Source organism: Pseudomonas wuhanensis (assembly GCF_030687395.1).
Classification (GTDB): domain Bacteria; phylum Pseudomonadota; class Gammaproteobacteria; order Pseudomonadales; family Pseudomonadaceae; genus Aquipseudomonas; species Aquipseudomonas wuhanensis.
Genome location: NZ_CP117430.1, coordinates 827,926 through 846,887 on the forward strand (window position 1 = coordinate 827,926; position 18,962 = coordinate 846,887).

General features: G+C 60.9%; 16 protein-coding genes. 7 read left to right on the forward strand and 9 right to left on the reverse strand.

Going from position 1 to position 18,962, the window contains the following annotated elements; translation table 11 throughout:
* Window positions 1-190: 190 nt before the first annotated feature.
* Window positions 191-1,519, reverse strand: coding sequence for a tRNA (N6-isopentenyl adenosine(37)-C2)-methylthiotransferase MiaB (gene miaB, locus PSH88_RS03900; protein WP_305425002.1), 1,329 nt, complete (start codon window positions 1,517-1,519; stop codon window positions 191-193).
* A gap of 134 nt (window positions 1,520-1,653) precedes the next feature.
* Here miaB and PSH88_RS03905 point away from each other — a divergent pair, with 134 nt between their 5' ends.
* Window positions 1,654-1,983, forward strand: a complete 330-nt coding sequence (locus PSH88_RS03905; RefSeq protein WP_007894425.1) for a DUF1820 family protein — start codon at window positions 1,654-1,656, stop codon at window positions 1,981-1,983.
* A gap of 176 nt (window positions 1,984-2,159) precedes the next feature.
* On the opposite strand, the gene PSH88_RS03910 is transcribed toward PSH88_RS03905, so the two are convergent.
* From PSH88_RS03910 to PSH88_RS03925, 4 genes are all read right to left on the reverse strand, one after another.
* On the reverse strand, window positions 2,160-2,714 hold the full coding sequence (locus PSH88_RS03910; protein ID WP_008070087.1) for a tetratricopeptide repeat protein: 555 nt from the start codon (window positions 2,712-2,714) through the stop codon (window positions 2,160-2,162).
* Window positions 2,715-2,938: 224 nt separating this feature from the next.
* Window positions 2,939-4,222: a glutamate-1-semialdehyde 2,1-aminomutase gene (hemL, locus tag PSH88_RS03915; RefSeq protein WP_305483470.1), complete on the reverse strand. Its 1,284-nt coding sequence runs from the start codon at window positions 4,220-4,222 to the stop codon at window positions 2,939-2,941.
* A gap of 18 nt (window positions 4,223-4,240) precedes the next feature.
* Window positions 4,241-4,864, reverse strand: coding sequence for a thiamine phosphate synthase (gene thiE, locus PSH88_RS03920; protein ID WP_305425003.1), 624 nt, complete (start codon window positions 4,862-4,864; stop codon window positions 4,241-4,243).
* Between the two features lie 18 nt (window positions 4,865-4,882).
* On the reverse strand, window positions 4,883-5,680 hold the full coding sequence (locus tag PSH88_RS03925) for a hydroxymethylpyrimidine/phosphomethylpyrimidine kinase (protein WP_030129523.1): 798 nt from the start codon (window positions 5,678-5,680) through the stop codon (window positions 4,883-4,885).
* 427 nt (window positions 5,681-6,107) lie between these two features.
* On the opposite strand from PSH88_RS03925, the gene PSH88_RS03930 reads away from it, so the two are divergent.
* From PSH88_RS03930 to PSH88_RS03945, 4 genes are all read left to right on the forward strand, one after another.
* Window positions 6,108-8,486, forward strand: coding sequence for a hybrid sensor histidine kinase/response regulator (locus PSH88_RS03930; protein WP_305425004.1), 2,379 nt, complete (start codon window positions 6,108-6,110; stop codon window positions 8,484-8,486).
* A gap of 75 nt (window positions 8,487-8,561) precedes the next feature.
* A complete protein-coding gene (locus PSH88_RS03935) occupies window positions 8,562-10,211 on the forward strand; it encodes an acyl-CoA dehydrogenase family protein (RefSeq protein ID WP_305425005.1) in 1,650 nt (549 codons plus the stop codon).
* A gap of 191 nt (window positions 10,212-10,402) precedes the next feature.
* Window positions 10,403-11,902 (forward strand): AMP nucleosidase, encoded by a 1,500-nt coding sequence (amn, locus tag PSH88_RS03940; RefSeq protein WP_161794734.1) that lies wholly within the window; start codon window positions 10,403-10,405, stop codon window positions 11,900-11,902.
* 70 nt (window positions 11,903-11,972) lie between these two features.
* Entirely contained in the window at window positions 11,973-12,608 is a 636-nt protein-coding gene (locus tag PSH88_RS03945) for a pseudouridine synthase (RefSeq protein WP_305425006.1), read from the forward strand.
* Here the strand turns inward: PSH88_RS03945 and PSH88_RS03950 are convergent.
* Together PSH88_RS03950 and PSH88_RS03955 are read right to left on the reverse strand one after the other, a co-directional pair.
* The gene (locus tag PSH88_RS03950; RefSeq protein WP_038981401.1) at window positions 12,603-12,812 is read right to left on the reverse strand and encodes a DUF2788 domain-containing protein; all 210 of its coding nucleotides are present in this window, start codon (window positions 12,810-12,812) and stop codon (window positions 12,603-12,605) included. The two genes, PSH88_RS03945 and PSH88_RS03950, sit on opposite strands and share 6 nt — an antisense overlap.
* Before the next feature lie 211 nt (window positions 12,813-13,023).
* On the reverse strand, window positions 13,024-13,503 hold the full coding sequence (locus PSH88_RS03955) for an Lrp/AsnC family transcriptional regulator (protein ID WP_007894448.1): 480 nt from the start codon (window positions 13,501-13,503) through the stop codon (window positions 13,024-13,026).
* A gap of 435 nt (window positions 13,504-13,938) precedes the next feature.
* On the opposite strand from PSH88_RS03955, the gene PSH88_RS03960 reads away from it, so the two are divergent.
* Complete coding sequence (locus tag PSH88_RS03960; RefSeq protein WP_305425007.1) at window positions 13,939-14,982, forward strand: DUF6515 family protein; 1,044 nt, start codon at window positions 13,939-13,941, stop codon at window positions 14,980-14,982.
* Here PSH88_RS03960 and PSH88_RS03965 read toward each other — a convergent pair.
* Together PSH88_RS03965 and PSH88_RS03970 are read right to left on the reverse strand one after the other, a co-directional pair.
* Window positions 14,976-15,872: a cation diffusion facilitator family transporter gene (locus PSH88_RS03965; protein ID WP_305425009.1), complete on the reverse strand. Its 897-nt coding sequence runs from the start codon at window positions 15,870-15,872 to the stop codon at window positions 14,976-14,978. The two genes, PSH88_RS03960 and PSH88_RS03965, sit on opposite strands and share 7 nt — an antisense overlap.
* A gap of 30 nt (window positions 15,873-15,902) precedes the next feature.
* Window positions 15,903-16,322, reverse strand: coding sequence for a polyribonucleotide nucleotidyltransferase (locus PSH88_RS03970; RefSeq protein WP_305425010.1), 420 nt, complete (start codon window positions 16,320-16,322; stop codon window positions 15,903-15,905).
* A gap of 109 nt (window positions 16,323-16,431) precedes the next feature.
* Here PSH88_RS03970 and hrpB point away from each other — a divergent pair, with 109 nt between their 5' ends.
* Window positions 16,432-18,951: an ATP-dependent helicase HrpB gene (gene hrpB / locus PSH88_RS03975; protein ID WP_305425011.1), complete on the forward strand. Its 2,520-nt coding sequence runs from the start codon at window positions 16,432-16,434 to the stop codon at window positions 18,949-18,951.
* Window positions 18,952-18,962 lie beyond the last annotated feature (11 nt).

Here is an 18,962-nt window from a genome sequence, read left to right on the forward strand (position 1 = left end):
TTATGATGAATCAAGGATAGCGCCAGTCGCCTGGGTGCGAAAGCTCTTAAACAGACCAATCTGATTCATGGTCGGGCGCGGTCTCTGTGGGAGCGGGCTTGCTCGCGAAAGCGGTGTGTCAGCCACATTGTTGTCGACTGACACTCCCTCTTCGCGAGCAAGCCCGCTCCCACAGGGGGGTAATGCACTGTTACTGGATCAGCGAGCCCCGCAGCGAGTGCGGTTGCGCGGCGTCGATGTGCACGTCGGCGAACTGGCCGATCAGGGTCGGATTGTCGCAGCGGAAGTTGACGATACGATTATTCTCGGTCCGGCCTTGCAGTTCTCCGGGGTCTTTTTTCGAATAATCGGTTACCAGAATCCGCTGAATGGAGCCCACCATTTGTCGGCTGATCTCGAAACCTTGCTGGTTGAGGCGATGTTGCAGGGCATTCAGGCGTTCTTTTTTCAGTGCTTCCGGCGTTTCGTCGGCCAGATCGGCGGCCGGCGTGCCTGGGCGCTGGCTATAGACGAACGAGTAGGAAAAGTCGAAACCGACGTCTTCGATCAGCTTCATGGTCTGTTCGAAGTCTTTCTCGGTCTCGCCCGGGAAGCCGACGATGAAGTCCGAGCTGATGCAGATTCCCGGCACGGCGGCTCGCAGCTTGCGTAGTTTGGATTTGTACTCCAGCGCGGTGTGGTTGCGCTTCATCGCCGCGAGGATCCGGTCGGAACCCGATTGCACTGGCAAATGCAGGTGTTTCACCAATTCCGGTACGTCGGCGTGGGCCTGGATCAGGCTGTCGGAGAACTCCAGTGGGTGCGAGGTGGTGTAGCGAATCCGGTCGATGCCATCGACCGCCGCCACTACGCGGATCAGTTCCGCCAGGTCGGCCAGGCGACCATCGTGCGTGGTGCCGCGATAACCGTTGACGTTCTGCCCCAGCAACGTCACTTCGCGCACGCCGTTTTCGGCCAGGTGAATGATCTCGGCAATCACGTCGTCGAACGGTCGGCTGACTTCTTCACCGCGGGTATAAGGCACCACGCAGAACGTGCAGTACTTGCTGCAGCCTTCCATGACCGACACGTAAGCGCTCGGCCCATCGATGCGCGGTTCGGGCAAGTGGTCGAATTTTTCGATTTCCGGGAACGAGACGTCGACTTGCGGCAGCTTGGTCAGGCGCGCGGCGTCGATCATTTCCGGCAGGCGGTGCAGGGTCTGCGGGCCGAATACCACGTCCACATAGGGAGCGCGATCACGGATGGCCGCGCCTTCCTGGCTGGCCACGCAACCGCCGACGGCGATGACCATTTCCGGGTTAGCCAGTTTCAATTCGCGCCAACGGCCCAGTTGGGAATACACCCGGTCCTGGGCGCGTTCGCGGATCGAGCAGGTATTGAGCAGGATCACGTCGGCGTCTTCTGCGCGAGCGGTGACTTCCAGGGCCTGGTGTTCACCCAGCAGATCGACCATGCGCGAGCTGTCGTACTCGTTCATCTGGCAACCGTGGGTTTCGATGTAAAGCTTCTTGGCCATGGATAGAGTCATCACGTGATTCAAAGAACCGCGCATTATAGGGAACATGCACCAAGGTTCCTACCGTTGCGCGTCCGGCGGCTATGCTATAGTTCGCGCCCTCATTTTTATCCCCGATGTGTTACCCGCCCACCATGACCAAACGTGAAGCTCCAATCTACAAGGTGATTTTCCTCAATCAGGGCCAGGTGTACGAAATGTACGCCAAGCAGATCTATCAAAGTGATCTGTGGGGCTTCCTGGAAGTGGAAGAGTTCGTCTTTGGCGAGCGCACGCAAGTGGTCGTCGATCCGAGCGAAGAGAAGCTCAAGGCTCAGTTCGAAGGCGTTGTGCGCAGTTTTGTGCCGATGCATTCGATCGTGCGCATCGACGAGGTCGAGCGCCTCGGCACCCCGAAAATCAGCGAAGCCCGCGGTGCGGTCGGCAATGTGATGCCGTTTCCGATGCCGATGCCTGAGAAGTAGGCCGCAGATTGAGTGGCTAGTGATGCTTGTTGTGGCGAGGGAGCTTGCTCCCGTTGGGCTGCGAAGCGGCCCTGAAATCAGCCGCCGCTACCTTCCAGACAGACCGCGTGTGCTGACTTTACGACTGCTGCGCAGCCGAGCGGGAGCAAGCTCCCTCGCCACAGGGGCCAGTCAATTCAAGGCAGTGGCGAAAACGGCGTACGCCCATCGGCGCTCTGCAATTCCATCAGGTATTTACGGAAAATTTGCCCCAGCACCTGGGTGGCGACTTCCAGATCTTCGCGGGGCATTTTTTCGGCGACTTCGTCGGCGGTGTCCAGCGCCTCTTCGGCACCGTTGACTGCGGCCATTTTCAGCACGATATACGCCTGAACGTTATTGGCCGGTACGCCTTCGCCATGGAAGAACATGGTGCCAAGTTTGAATTGCGCCTGGGCGTGGCCTTGCAGCGAGGCCTTTTCGAAGTAGCTCAGGGCTTGATTGAGGTCGCGCGGCGCGTTTTTGCCGTCGTAGTAGAACTCACCCAACTCGTATTGCGCTTGCGCATCCCCTTCATCCGACGCTTTCTGACAGGCGGCGAGCGCTTGCGTCAGGTCTTGCGGCTGAGTATTGAGGGTGCAGCGACCCATCGCCGGGATCAACAACGAGTTGCCGCCTGCTTGTGCGAGCGCGAGCAGGGGCTGAAGGAGCAACAGGCAGCCCAATGCAAGGGTGCGGCCGGTGCGGTTCATGGGAATCGACTTACCTCTGAGGGGCGCGTGGACCCATCGAGGGATCCAATAAGCGCGCATTATGAAATAAGCAGGGCCAACCTTACAAAGTCTTTACTCGTTTTTCTGCTGCGCGGGGAATATATCGCCCACTTTGCGGGGGATTATTGGCAGATGAGTAGGAAAAAGGACAGGAATGTAGGTGAAAGCTGACGCTGGCAATGGCCAACGTCAGCGTCGCAGCTTTATTTCAATGCGGCGAACGCACGCTCGGCGGCGTCCAGCGTCAGTTTCAACTCGGTTTCACCGTGGGCGATCGAGGTGAAACCGGCTTCGAAAGCGCTTGGCGCCAGGTACACGCCGCCTTCGAGCATCAGGTGGAAGAAACGCCCGAACAGGCCGGCATCGCTGGCCATCACATCCTCAAAGGTCACGATGTCGTCAGCGCCGCTGAAGTACAGCCCGAACATGCCGCCGGCCTGAGTGGTCACGAACGGAATGCCGGCGGCGTCAGCACGCTGTTGCAGACCATCGAGCAAGCGGCTGGTGTAGTCGCTCAGTTCGGCGTGGAAACCAGGGCGACTGATCAGGCGCAGAGTGGTCAGGCCTGCCGCCATCGCCAGTGGGTTACCCGACAACGTGCCAGCCTGGTAGACCGGGCCCAATGGTGCGATGTGCTCCATGATCTTGCGTTTGCCACCGAAGCAGCCAACCGGCATGCCGCCACCGATGATCTTGCCGAAGGTGCTCAGGTCCGGCGTGACGCCGTAATGGGCTTGGGCACCACCGAGGGCGACGCGGAAACCGGTCATCACTTCGTCGAAAATCAGCACCACGCCGTGTTTGTCGCACAGGGTCCGCAGGCCTTCGAGGAAGCCCGGAGCCGGTGGTACGCAGTTCATGTTGCCGGCCACTGGCTCGACGATGATGCAGGCCACTTCCTGACCGACTTCGGCGAGCATGGCTTCTACCGCGTCGATGTCGTTGAACGGCAGGGTCAGGGTGTGTTTGGCGAACGCCGCCGGCACACCGGCCGAGCTCGGCACGCCTTGGGTCAGGGCGCCGGAACCGGCCTTGACCAGCAGACTGTCGGAGTGACCGTGGTAGCAGCCTTCGAATTTGATGATGCTGTCGCGACCGGTGAAGCCACGGGCCAGACGGATCGCACTCATGGTCGCTTCGGTGCCGGAGCTGACCATACGCACCATTTCCATCGACGGTACGATCGAGCAGACCAGATCGGCCATTTCGGTTTCCATGGCGGTCGGGGCGCCGTAGGACAGGCCGTGCTCCAGCTGTTTGCGCACCGCGTCCAGCACGTCCGGATGGCTGTGGCCGAGAATCATCGGCCCCCAGGAACCGACGTAATCCACATAACGCTTGTCGTCTTCGTCGGTGACGTAGGCGCCTTCGGCGTGTTTGAAGAACAGCGGCGTGCCGCCAACGCTCTTGAACGCACGAACAGGCGAGTTCACGCCTCCGGGAATGTGTTTTTGGGCGTTGGCAAACAGGGTTTCGGAACGAGACATGATCGGGCTCTCAAAAAATCAGGATTTGAACAATTCATTAAAGGCGCGGGCACGGCGCGTTACTTCAGCCGTGCTCTCGGCGCCAAACAGACCATGCACTACCGCCAGCAGATCGACCCCGTGAGCCACCAGTGGCGCAGCGTTGTCCAGAGTGATGCCGCCGATCGCACAGACCGGCAGATGCAGTTTGCTGCGGGCCTGATCAAGCAGTTCGAGGCTGCAGGCCGGTGCGCCGGGTTTGGTATTGGAGTTGAAGAAGCGGCCGAAGGCGACGTAACTGGCGCCTTCTTTGGCGGCTTGTTCGGCGAGCTCGAGTTGCGCGTGGCAGGTCGAACCGATGATCGCCTGACGACCGAGCAGCGCGCGAACCGGCATCAGTGGGCCATCGGTCTGGCCCAGGTGCACGCCGACGTTCAGGCGCGCAGCCAATTCGGCGTCATCGTTGATGATCAGATGAGTCTTGTAGCGTTCGCACAGATCGCGCAGGGCTTCGGCTTCGCGCAGACGGCGGGCCTCGTCACTGCTCTTGTCGCGGTATTGCAACAGGGTGACGCCGCCTTCGAGCGCCGCCTCCACGTACGAAAGAAATTTACCGGCCAGTAACTGGCTGTCGGTAATGGCGTACAGGCCACGTAGTTTCATCGGACAAGCCTCATGGCGTTACGAACAGAAGTCCAGTGGCAAGCGGCGCGGCACGAACTGGCCTTTGCCCAGCTGCTCCGCATCACGCAGGGTGCGCCAAGTGTAGTCAAGCGCGCTCTGTACGGCACTGACGAGGTGTTCACCTTGGGCCAGACGACCGGCGAGGGCGCTGGCCAGCGTGCAACCGGAACCGTGATAGCTGCCGGGCAGGCGCTGGCAGGTAAAGGTTTCGCGGCGACCGTCGCGGCTGTACAGGCGATTGTGTATTTCGTGTTCGTCGCCATGACCGCCGGTGATCAGCAGGTGTTTGACGAACGGCAGGAGTTTTTCAGCGCACTCGTCCGCGGTGCCTTCGGGCAGTTCGGCGAGGATCCGGGCTTCGGGAAGGTTGGGGGTGGCAATGATCGACAGCGGCAGCAGGCGTTCGCGCATGGCATAGCCGACTTCGTCCTTGCCCAGTCGTCCGCCGCCGCCAGCGCGCAGCACCGGATCGCAGACCACCGGCAAATGCGGGTGCGCTGAAAGCAGTTCGACCACGGTGTCGACCATTTCCAGGGAGCCGAGCATGCCCAGTTTGACGGCGGCGACTTCCGAGTCGTTGAGCACGGCGTTGGCCTGGGCCAGCACCCACTCGCGATCGAGCACGCGGAAGTCAGTGACGTTGACGGTGTCTTGCACAGTCAGGGCGGTGACGGCCGGAGCCGCATGACAACCCTGAGCGAGCAGGGCTTCGATATCTGCCTGCAAGCCGGCGCCACCACTTGGGTCGTGGCCGGAGAGACAGAGGACAACGGGGCGAGAGCTGTAGATATTCATGGTGCGCGAGCTTACCACCAAACATGTTTTTCGGGTGTCGCGAAGTCCAGTCCGGCCGAGACATTGTGGCGAGGGAGCTTGCTCCCGTTCGGCTGCGAAGCAGTCGCAAACCTGTCTACGCGGTGTTCCAGACAGAAGGCAAAGGGGGCGCTTCGCACCCCAACGGGAGCAAGCTCCCTCGCCACAGTTGTCCATCACCCGCCGGGACATTGTCACAACCTGACCAAGCCAACAGCTCTAACTCAATGCATGGCGCTGGAACGCCCGTTCTAGAGCCTTTTTAGGAAAAATTTCAATAGTGTTCAATGGCCATCAACGGCTATGCTAGAGTGGATCCAAACCAATAACAGGTAATACCGGTTTTACGTCTACTCAAAAGGAATGGGGGGCTTCCTGACAGAACCGGACAGGCTACGCTGGGGCTTAAATGCGCTATTTGCTGATGTTGCTGTTGTGCTTGCCCCTCCTGGCGAGCGCCGTCGAATTCGACGAGTTCACCCAGAGCCTTCCCCTGGGCCGAACGATGCAGGTTTATGAAGACGCGGGCGGTCAGGCGACCATCGCCGACGTCCGTGCGCAAGCGGCAGCCGGGCAGTTCAAACCCCACGATAAAGCCACCCTCAACGCCGGTTATTCGCGTTCGGCGTTCTGGCTGAAAATCGACCTGCAGTACCGCCCGACCAACCCGTCGGCACAACAGACCTGGTTGCTGGAACTGGCTTATCCGCCCCTCGATCACCTTGATCTCTACTTGGCCGATGCTGGTGGTGACTATCAATTGGTCCGACAGACCGGCGATGCGTTGCCGTTCGCCACTCGCGAGATCCGCCAGAACAACTATCTGTTCGATCTGAGCTTTACGCCCGGGCAGGCGCAAACTGTGTACCTGCGCCTGCAAAGCGAAGGGTCGGTTCAGGCGCCCGTCACCTTATGGTCAAGCACCGCTTACCTCGAAGAGCAGCCGGTCCGGCTCTATGTGCTGGGGCTGATTTACGGTGTGTTGCTGGGGATGCTGGTCTACAACCTGTTCATCTTTCTCAGCGTGCGCGACACCAGCTACCTCTATTACATCGTCTATATCGCCTCGTTCGGCTTGTATCAGCTGTCGGTGAATGGCGCGGCCGTGGAGTACTTCTGGCCGAACAATCCGTGGTGGGCGAACGCTGCGACGCCGTTCTTCATCGGCTGTTCAGGATTGTTCGGCAGCCAGTTCGCCCGCAGCTTTTTGCAGACGGCCACCCACAGTCGCTGGCTCGACCGATTGTTGTTGGCGTTGATTGCGTTCAGTGTGCTGGTAGTCGGGTTGTCATTGATGACCAGTTACGCCCTGGCCCTGCGTCTGGCGACGCTGCTGGCGTTGGTCTTTACCGTGGTGATTTTCGCCGCCGGGATTTTCGCCTGGTGGCGTGGCCTGCGGGTTGCGCGGTATTTCATCATTGCCTGGTCGGCGTTCCTGCTCGGTGGCATCGTCAACACCTTGATGGTGCTGGGTTATTTGCCCAACGTATTCCTGACCATGTACGCCAGCCAGATCGGCTCGGCAATCGAAGTGGCGCTGCTGTCCCTGGCCCTGGCCGATCGCATCAACGCCATGCGTGAGCAGCAGGCTCAAACCCTGTTCGATGCCGGCCAGAAGCTCGAAATACTGAACCAGCAACTGGCCCACAGTAACAAGCTCAAGGACGAATTCCTCGCCACTCTGACCCACGAACTGCGCACGCCCATGAACGGTGTAATCGGTTCATTGGAGTTGATGCAGACCGTCGAGATGAACCCTGAGCTGGAGCAGTATCAGCAAACGGCCGCCGGTTCGGCGCGGGACATGATGCGCATGGTCAACGGCATCCTCACCTTGACCGAATTGCAGGCCGGCAAGCTCAAGGTCTATCCGGACACGTTCAGTTTGCGCAGTGTGGTCGAGGCCTTGCGCCTGCAGTTCGATGGCAATGCGTCGAGCAAGTCGCTGGACTTCAAGGTCGAGGTTACGCCCGGGCTGCCGGATCGCTTGCACGGCGACAGCGCCAAGCTGACGCAATGCCTGGAATGCTTGCTGGATAACGCGATCAAATTCACCCGGATCGGCGGGTTGGCGCTGCGGGTGACGGGCAAACCGGTGGCGCCCGATCGGCTGGCGCTGTCTTTTACTGTGATCGACACCGGCATTGGCTTTACCGATTTGGGGGAGGCAACGCTGTATCAGCGCTTCTTCCAGCTCGACGGCTCGATGACCCGTGAATACGGTGGTTTGGGCGTTGGCCTGGCCATTTGTCGGCAACTGGTCGAATTGCTCGGCGGGCGCCTGAGCCACCGCTCGGAACCGGGTCGCGGCAGTCGCTTTCAGCTGGACGTCGAGTTCGAGTTGGCGGTGGTGGGATCTGCGCCCTCAATCACCCGGCAAACCACCGGCCTGCGTTTGCCTCAGGACTGCACGGTGTTGCTGGTTGATGACAACAGCATCAATCAATTGGTGATGCGGGGCATGTTGCTCAAGCTTGGGTTCCGGGTACGCACCGCTGACAGTGGCGTGGCCGCGCTCGATCACTTGCAGCGTGAAGCCGTTGACGCGGTGCTGCTCGATTGTCAGCTGCCGCCACTGGACGGCGCCTCGATCTGCTGTCGGATCCGGGCTTTGCCTGGTTGCGCCGAATTACCCGTGTTCATGATTTGCCTGAGTGCGGACCGGGCCTATGGCCCGAGCGACACCTTGGTCGACTACCTGAGCAAACCGGTGAAATTCGAAGATTTGCAGGCGGCGCTCTATCGGCGGGTGCTCAGTCCGGGGCAAGGCGAAAGCGCCGACAGTTAGGCAGATATGCCACTTTGTTCAACCTCGGGGCGGTGCTTAACTGAAAGTCCCTTGGCTGACCAAAGGAGCCCCGTCATGAACCTGCATCAGTTCGCCGAAACCCACGAAGTCACCAACCAGCCACCGTCGCTGGACGGTACCAACCTCTATCGTATCGACCAGCCTTTGCAGGAGTGGTCGCGGCGTTTCGATGCCGGTTGGGCCGAGTCGCGGATCGACGCTTACGGCGCATTGGCCGGCGGGCCGCTGATGGAAGCGGGGTTTGCAGCCAATCAGAACAAACCGGTGTTCGTCAGCCATGACCGTTATGGCCATCGCATCGACCTGGTGGAATTTCACCCGGCCTACCATGAGTTGATGCGCACGGCGGTAGAGCATGGCTTGACAGGTTTGCCCTGGACCGACCCGCAACCGGGTGCCCACGTTGCCCGCGCCTCCATGACCTATTTGCACAGTCAGGCTGAAGCCGGCAGCGGTTGCCCGCTCACCATGACCTTCGCCAGCGTCCCGGCGATGCGCCTGCAACCGGATCTGGCCGAACAATGGCTGCCGAAAATCCTCGCCACCGAATACGACCCGCGCAACGTCGGCATGGCCCACAAGGCCGGGGTCACCATCGGCATGGCCATGACCGAGAAACAGGGCGGCACCGACGTGCGGGCCAACACCACCAAGGCTTATCCGGTCGGCGCCAGTGGCCCCGGTCAGGCGTATGAACTGGTGGGGCACAAGTGGTTCTGCTCGGCACCGATGTGCGACGCCTTCCTGACCCTGGCACAGACCGACAAAGGCTTGACCTGTTTCCTGCTGCCGCGTCATCGCCCGGACGACACGCGCAATCAGTTCTACATACAGCGGCTGAAGAACAAACTCGGCAACTGGTCCAATGCCTCCAGCGAAGTGGAGTTCCGTGGCGCCCTGGCCTGGATGGTCGGCGAAGAGGGGCGGGGGGTTCCGACCATCATCGAAATGGTCGCCATGACCCGCTTCGATTGCATGGTCGGCTCCAGCGCGCTGATGCGCCAGGCGCTGACCCAGGCCAGCCACCACTGCGCCCATCGCAAGGTCGGTGGCAAGTTGCTCAGCGAGCAACCCTTGATGCAAAACGTGCTGGCCGACCTGGCCCTGGAAAGCGAAGCGGCGTTGGCCTTGAGTTTGCGCATGGGCCGGGCGCTGGATCATCTGGATGACGAGCATGAAGCGAAATTCGCCCGGTTGGTGACGGCGGTGGGCAAGTACTGGATCTGCAAGCGTGCGCCCGCGATGATCAATGAGGCTGCCGAATGCATGGGCGGCGCTGGTTATGTCGAGGAAAGCATCCTGCCGCGTCTGTACCGTGAGGCCCCGGTCAACTCGACCTGGGAAGGTTCCGGCAACGTGCAATGCCTCGACGTATTGCGCGCATTGTCGAAAGAGCCGGGCGTGCTTGATGTGCTGTTCAGCGAGTTGGGCGACGGTCATGGCGACAAACGTCTGGCCGCGCACATCAGCCAGTTGCAGGCGGCGTTCAAGGATACCGACGACATTCAATACCGTGCCCGCCAGCTCACCGAGGACATAGCCTTGGGGCTTCAGGCCAAGCTGTTGCTGGAGGCGGGGAATGCGGCGGTCAGTGATGCCTTCATCGCCAGCCGCCTCGGTTCGGCCGGTCGGGTGTATGGAGCGTTGCCTCGCGGGCTGGATGTGGAGGCGATTGTGGCTCGGTCGACCCCGCAGGGCTTTTGACCACAATCGAATAAACACCACAAAACCTGTGGGAGCGGGCTTGCCCGCGATAGCGGTGCATCAGACGACATTGATGTCGACTGTTCGTACGTCATCGCGGGCAAGCCCGCTCCCACAGGGTCTGTCTGCGCAGCACATCTTGATGTATAGCCAACACGCCACTGTTCCCGTGGAGCGACGATGCAGGCAAGATGAAGGTCTGCAAGTCAGAACACAGGAAGCTGATCGTGACCGAAGCGTTTATTGTCGTTCAAACCGCCGAGCAAGCCGTGGATCGGCTTGCTGCCTTGCACGAGCGTGCAACCACAGCGCTGAATCAGGCGCTCAAGCGTTATCTCAAGGACCGCGTCGAGCCGGACGCTGAGCAGCGTGCTCTGTTTCGTTATCCCGAGTTGCGTCTGACCTACCTTTGCCAGGGCGAAGTCCCGCAGACCACTCGCGCCTATGCCAAGGTTCAGTTGCCGGGAACCTACAGCGTCACCGTCACCCATCCCCGTGCCTTCCGCAAATACCTGCTGGAGCAACTGGTCCCGTTGATGCACGACTTCACCGTGACCGTAGAAGTCGGCGTCAGCCAGCAGAACATTCCGTATCCGTACGTGGTCGAGCAGGGCGATGAACTGGCCGGCTCCGGCGTCACGGCGGCGGTGCTGGCGCGCGTGTTCCCGAGTACGGATTTGTCGGCCGCCACCGATGGCATTGCCGATGGCTTGTACGATTGGGAAAACACCGACCCGCTGCCGCTGGCCCTGTTCGACGCCGCGCGGGTGGACTTCTCCCTGCGCCGACTGGTGCATTACACCGGCAGCGACTGGCGCCATGTGCAACCGTGGATTCTGCTGACCAACTACCACCGCTACGTCGACCAGTTCATCGTTCATGGCCTGGAGCAACTGCGCAACGATCCGCGTTTTGTGCGCATGGTGTTACCGGGCAATGTGATCATCGAAAAAGGCATGGACCACGGCGAGGCGTCGGCGATTGCCGCGGGCGTGGTCTGGCATCGTTACCAGATGCCGGCCTATCACCTGATCGCCAGCGACGGCCATGGCGTGACCCTGGTGAACATTGGCGTCGGCCCGTCCAACGCCAAGAACATCACCGACCACCTGGCGGTGCTGCGTCCGCATTGCTGGCTGATGATCGGTCACTGTGGCGGCTTGCGTCAGTCGCAGACCATTGGTGACTACGTGCTGGCCCACGCTTACATGCGCCGAGACGGGATTCTCGATCGGGTTGTGCCGCCGAACATTCCGATTCCGGCCCTGGCTGAAGTGCAGATGGCGTTGCAGCAAGCGGCGGCCAACATCACCGGTGAGAAGGGCGACGAACTGAAAAAACGCCTGCGTACCGGCACCGTGTTGACCTACGACGACCGTAACTGGGAACTGCGCTGGGCGCAGGAACGTCCGCTGATCAACCTGTCCCGCGCCGTGGCGGTGGACATGGAAAGCGGCACCATCGCCGCGCAGGGTTACCGCTTGCGGGTGCCATACGGGACGCTGCTCTGCGTATCGGACAAGCCGTTGCACAGCGAAATCAAACTGCCGGGCTCGGCCAACGCCTTCTATGAACGCGCGGTCAGCCAGCATTTGAAGATCGGCATCGAAGCGGTAGATCTGTTGCGCACCGAGCTCAACTCGCTGCACTCGCGCAAACTGCGCAGCTTCGACGAGCCGCCGTTCCGCTGATTGTTCTCATGGTCATTTGACGGTTGGGGCACTAGCATTAGCAGCCCTGACCGTTAGATGTTCCTTCGCCATGTCTCGTCCTCAACGTCCCGACTCTCGCCGCCCTGGCGCGAACAAATCGCAATCAGCCCCGCGCCGTGTCGCCAAAGCGCCGCCGGCCGAGCCGAAGCTGATTCTGTTCAACAAACCCTTCGATGTGCTGACGCAATTCAGCGACGGCGAAGGGCGGGCGACGCTCAAGGACTTCATCGAGATTCCGGGGATTTACCCGGCAGGGCGGCTGGACCGTGACAGCGAAGGCTTGCTGTTGCTGACCAATGACGGTCAGCTTCAGGCGCGAATTGCCGACCCGAAACACAAACTGGCCAAGACTTACTGGGTGCAAGTGGAAGGCGAACCAAGCGCTGAGCAGTTGCAGCGTTTACGCGAGGGTGTCGAATTGAACGACGGCATGACCTTGCCAGCCGAAGCGCGACAACTGGATGAGCCGCAACTGTGGCCGCGCAACCCGCCGGTGCGCTTTCGTAAAAGCGTGCCGACCCGTTGGCTGGAACTGGTGATTCGCGAGGGGCGCAACCGTCAGGTACGGCGCATGACCGCGGCGGTCGGCTTGCCGACGTTGCGTCTGGTACGGGTCAAAATCGGCGACTGGTCGATCGAAGGGCTCGATCAGGGCCAGTGGAAGGAAGTGCCGGCGCGCTTATAGAGTGCCGGATTCGATCATGCCGATGACCACGCTTTTGACCACGAATGCGGCCACGCCCAGCCCCAGTACAAAGAACAGAATGAACGAGCCGAAGCGTCCGGCCTTGGATTTTTTCGCCAGATCCCAGACGATGAAACCCATGAAAATGATCAAGATGCTGACCAGGCCAGTCATCATCCACTCTTCGAGTACTGCAGGATCCATTGAACATCTCCAGCGCGGGTGGGGCTAAAACGCGGGGGAGTATATGCCAAGGGGGATTGGTGAAGTATTGACCTGCGGCAGTGTGTCGCAGCTATTCGTCGCCTGTGCCGACGCCATCGCGGGCAAGCCCGCTCCCACAAGGCTTTGTGTCGAGCACAATACTGTGACTGACGCATAACCTGTGGGAGCGGGCTTGCCCGCGATGGCGTCCTCAGCTGCGCAAATGAGTCAGCGGCAACTCGGTGCTGTTGAGCACCTGATTCAACACAAAACTCGAGCGCACACTGGTCACCCCTTCAATCCGGGTGAGATGCCCCAGCAACAGTTTCTGATAGTGATCCATGTCCGGCACTACCACCTTGAGCTGATAGTCCGCATCCATCCCCGTCACCAGGCTGCATTCCAGCACCTGCGGCAAGGTGCGAATGGCGGCTTCGAAGTTCTCGAACCGTTCGGGTGTATGGCGGTCCATGCCGATCAGCACGTAGGCGGTCAGGCTCAGGCCGAGCATCTTGCGGTCCAGCAGGGCGACCTGGCGGGTGATGTAACCGTCGTCTTCCAGTTGCTTGACCCGCCGCGAGCAAGGCGAAGGCGAAAGGCCGATGCGTTCGGCCAGCTCCTGATTGGAGATGCGCGCGTCGCGCTGTAATTCCGCCAAAATGCTCAGGTCGTATCGGTCGAGTTTGCTCATCAATCAGGCCTTTGTCATAACTATTGCGGAGGATTATCTATCCTGAGTTAAAAATTGCGCAAGTGATGTTTATTTGAGCAATATTAGCAATCCTCTGTCGTCGCTCCGGGCCTATTCTTATCACCAGAATCACTGCTCGGACAAACAGTCCAGTGCGGCTCGCCCAATCAGGCCAGCTGCGGTCGCCACCCCCACCGGGGATGTGTTGGCCCCCGAGCTACACACTGTCCAGAAGACGGCGTGAGGTGAGCCGACGTCATAAGCGTCGAGCACGGACGAAGTTCTCAAAGGGAGGCCGACGGGTCTCCCTTTTTTATTGCCCGGAATTTGTGGGCGACCCTCAATAAATAAGTTGCATGACTGATAACCTGTTGCAGAACCGGCCTGTGCTTTCCCAGTCTTACGTACAGGCCCTAACCCGCAGTGAGGAAAAGCATGAAGTCGCGCATCTGGCGTTTGGCCGGTGTTGGTTTGCTGTGTGTGAGTGTCACTGCGCAATCGCTGGCCGATGAGCCGCAATATCGCGGTCCCGATAGTGGGGAGCGTGGGGCGGATCATCCGGGCAAAGGTCAGGGTCATGACGGTAACAATCAGCCTCGCCGACAGAACAACGACATCATTCGTGGCGACAACAGCCGCCAGTTCGAGCTCCACGACCAGAATCAGGGCGGCGAGTGGCAAAACCGGCCTTCGCACGATCCCAATACTCAGGGTGGCCAGTGGCAGAACCGTGTACAGCACGACTCCAACGTTCAGGAGCGAGCGCCGCAACAACCCAGTAACAATCTGCCGATTCAGGGCCGGCCCGACACCGTGCGCCAGACCCAGGAACCCCGGCGTGGCTACTATCAGGACGAACCGCGGCGCAACTATGACAACCGCAATTGGCAGACTGGCGGTCAGGGCTCACGTCACGATGACCGTCGCTGGCCCGGTCGCCCGGATGGACGCGGCAATGGCTGGGGCCCCGGCCCGCAGTATCGTCCGGGGTACGTGATCGATCGCTTCCCGGCGCGCAACTACCGCGTGCCGTATCGCGGCCAGGATTATTTCTATTCCGGCGGTTACTGGTATCGCCCGCAAGGCCCGCGTTACGTGGTGGTTCAGCCGCCGCGTGGGATTCGGGTCCGCTACTTGCCCGATTACGCGCGTGAAGTGTGGATTGGCGGCGCGTTGTTGTTTCTGGCGGCCGGCGCGTATTACGTCTACCAGGAGAGCACTCAGGAGTACGTTGTGGTCGAACCCCCCGTGCAGCCGCAACCGGTCGGCAGTGGATACGACGTGGTGGCGTATCCGGCCAACGGCCAGTCGCCAGAGGAGGTCAGTCGGGACGGTTACGAGTGCTATCGCTGGGCCGTGGAGCAGAGTGGATTCGATCCGCGTGCCGTCACCTATCAACCGGCCCCGTCGGTGGTGCAAGCCTACCGACAGGCTCAGGGCAATTGCCTGAGCAGTCGCGGTTATCAGGTGAGTTACTGAGCCATGGCGGCTTTCACCACTTCCTGCGGGTCGGCGTGCACCAGCACTTCGGCTCGCGGGTAGGCGGCGTGAATCGCATCGGCGGCTTGATCGCTGATGCCGTGGGCGACTGACAGGGTCAACTCCCCCGGCAATTCCAGATGCAACTGCACGAACCACTGGTTGCCGGAAATCCGCGTGCGCAGGTCGTGGGCGCCCAAAACCCCCGGTACGCTGCAGGCCAGTTCAAGCATGTGCTGGCTGACATCCGGCGGCAGCTCTTCATCCATCAACACCGCAAAGCTTTCCCGGGCAATATGAATGGCGCTCCAGAGGATGTAGGCGGCAATCCCCAATCCGAACCAGGGGTCGACTTGATGCCAGCCAAACCCGGCCAGCACCAGCGCCACCAAAATGCTCCCGTTGAGCAGCAGGTCTGAGCGGTAATGCAGGGAGTCGGCGCTCACGGCGTTGGAACCGGTTGCCTTGATCACCCGATGCTGCAACATCAGCAGGGCCACGGTCAGGGCGAGGGAGAACACAATCACCCCGATGCTGAGCCACGCTGCGCCTACCGGCTCCGGATGTTTCAATCGTTCGATCGCCTGCAAGGCAATCAGCACCGCACTGCCGCCAATAAACAGCGCCTGAGCCATGCCCGCCAATGATTCGGCCTTGCCATGCCCGTAACGATGATCGTCGTCGGCCGGGCGCAAGGCGTAATGCACGGCCAGTAGATTGAGCAGCGAGCTGACGCCATCGAGTGCCGAGTCGGTCAGCCCGGCAAGCATGCTCACCGAACCACTCAGCCACCAGGCGATGGCTTTGGCGACGATCAATATGCACGCGACCGCCACCGAGGCGCGCGTCGCCAGCCGCAGCAGGCGGGCGTGTTCGGTACTGGTGGTCATAAGTGCGGCTTTTCCTTTTTAGTGCACCGATTAAGCGGCGGGTTGCAGGCCGAACATGGCCAGTTGCTGGGCGCTGCCCTTGTGCTGGATCAGGCGTGGATCGTCCAGCGGGAAGCTGCGGCCCAACTCGGTTTCGAGAATAGTCTGCAACTTGTGGTTATCGACCTTGCCGTCGGCACCGATGGCTTCCTTGAGTTTTTCCGGCGCCACCTGAGCAGTCTCGCCGGGGGCGTAGTAAATCGCGCCGGTGGCAAAGTCCACCGCAAAGGCGATCAAGCCGGGGACGATATAGAACAGCAGTCCCACGGCATCCAGCACCGCGATGGCCGGGTCGATCTTGCCATCGATCTGACCGCGACGATCGGGGTAGAAAATCGTGCCGCAGGCAGTTACTTGGGTCAGCAAGGTCGCGATCAGTACACCGCCGATCAAGCGAAAGGGAGCACGCATGTGAAATCTCCTGGGTTATTACAAAACGAAGGGGCGCCTGTATGAATTAGGACCGTGATAAACGCCAAGCAGTTCGCCGTTATACTCGGCCCTCTGTTTGGGAGCCAGCATGATTTCTTTGCCGATTGATGAAGTTTTACCTGCCCTGCGTGAAGCCCTCGCTACACGCCACGAAGCCGTGCTCGAAGCACCGCCCGGCGCCGGTAAAACCACCCGCGTGCCCTTGGCCTTGCTCGATGAGCCGTGGTTGGCCGGGCAGACCATTCTGATGCTCGAACCGCGCCGCTTGGCCGCGCGGGCGGCGGCGGAGCGGTTGGCCAGTGAACTGGGCGAGAAGGTCGGTGAAACCGTTGGCTACCGCATTCGTCTCGACAGCAAAGTCGGCCCCAATACCCGCATCGAAGTGGTCACCGAAGGCATCCTCACCCGGCGCTTGCAGGATGATCCGGCGCTGGAAGGCGTGGGTTTGCTGATCTTTGACGAATTCCACGAGCGCAGTCTCGACGCCGATCTGGCGTTGGCCCTGAGCCTCAATGGCCGCGAGCTGTTTCGCGACGACCAACCGCTGAAAATTCTGTTGATGTCGGCAACGCTGGAAGGCGAACGCCTGGCCGGGTTGCTGGGTGATGCGCCGATCTTGCGCAGTGAAGGTCGCATGTACCCGGTGGCGATGCGCTGGGGCCGGCCGTTTCAGCCCGGTGAATTCATTGAACCAAGAGTGGTGCAGACCATCCTCGACGCGCTGAACGATGAGACCGGTAGCCTGCTGGTGTTCCTGCCGGGGCAGGCGGAGATCCGTCGAGTGCATCAGCAACTCGCCGATGCGCTGGGCGAGGGCACGCCTGTGTTGCTTTGCCCGTTGCACGGTGAACTGGATTTGGCGGCGCAGCGCGCGGCGATTGATCCGGCGCCCGCCGGCAAACGCAAAGTGGTGCTGGCCACCAACATCGCCGAGACCAGCCTGACCATCAACGGTGTGCGCGTGGTGATCGATGCCGGGCTGGCGCGAGTGCCGCGTTTCGATCCGGGCAGCGGCATGGCCCGCCTCGATACTCAGCGTATTTCCAAAGCCAGCGCCACTCAGCGCGCGGGCCGGGCAGGGCGGTTGGAACCGGGCGTGTGTTATCGCCTGTGGTCGCAGGATCAGCACGAGCAACTGGCGGCCTACGCTAGTGCGGAAATTCTCTCGGCGGATCTTGCCGGTCTGGCCTTGCAACTGGGGCGTTGGGGTGTGACGCCGGGTCAGTTGGTTTGGCTGGATGTCCCGCCCGCAGCGGCTTATGCACAGGCTCAGGATCTGCTTGAACGTTTGGGCGCGCTGGAGGGCGAAGCGCTGACCCGTCATGGTCAGACGATGGCCGAACTGCCGGCCCATCCACGGATCGCTCATTTGCTGTTGCGTGGTCAGGCGCTCGGCCTCGCTGACATGGCCTGTGATGTCGCGGCATTGCTCGGTGAGCGGGATATCTTGCGTGGTGCCGGCGCGGATCTGCACAGTCGACTGGTGCTGCTGTCCGGCGAAGAACGAGCCGCTCGTGGTGCTCAGGGCGGCGTTCAACGGGCCCGGCAATTGGCGCGGCAGTATCGCGGTTATCTGCGAGGAAAGGCGTCGGAACCGGTTAGCGATCCCGAGCATCCGCGCTGGCTTGGCGCATTGCTGGCGTTGGCTTATCCCGACCGGGTCGCCCAACAGCGGCGAGCCGGTGGCGCGGAATATCGATTGGCCAACGGTCGCGCAGCGCTGTTCGCCGAAGCGGACAGCTTGATGAAGCAACCGTGGTTGGTGATCGCTGATCTGGGCAGTCGTCAGGGCCAGCGTGAAGAACGGATTTATCTGGCGGCTGATTTCGATCCGGCGCTGTTTGACTCAGTGTTGGCCGAGCAGGTGCGTTGCGTCGATCAACTGGATTGGGATGAGCGCGAAGGCGTGTTGCGCGCCGAGCGTCAGCGCAAGGTCGGTGAATTGATCCTCAGCCGTGAGCCGCTGACCGGGCTCGATGAAAGCGCTCGCAGTCAGGCGCTGGTGAATCTGGTGCGGCGCAAAGGTCTGGAGCTGTTGCCCTGGACGCCAGAGTTGCGTCAGTGGCAGGCACGGGTGGCGCTGTTGCGGCAGCTGGATCTTGGCAGTAAGGGGCAGAGCGAATGGCCGGATGTCAGCGATGCTGCATTGCTCAAAAGCCTCGAACACTGGTTGATGCCGTATCTGGGAAAAGTCTCGCGGCTCAGTCACTTCGCCAATCTGGACCTGTCGAGCATCGTTCACAACCTGCTGCCGTGGCCACTGCCGCAACGGCTGGATGAGCTGGCGCCGCATCATTTAAGCGTGCCGTCGGGTTCATCGATTCGTCTGGATTACAGCGAGCAGCCGCCGATTCTGGCGGTGCGGTTGCAGGAGTTGTTCGGCCTGGCCGAGACGCCACGCATTGCTGGGGGCCGGCAAGTGGTGAAACTGCATCTGCTGTCCCCGGCGCGCCGGCCGGTGCAGGTGACGCAGGACCTGGCGAACTTCTGGCGCAGTACGTATGCCGAGGTGAAGAAGGATTTGAAGGGGCGTTATCCGAAACACTACTGGCCGGATGATCCGCTGGTGGCCGAGGCGACGGCGCGGATCAAACCGCGTAAAAGCTGAAGGTCAAAAGA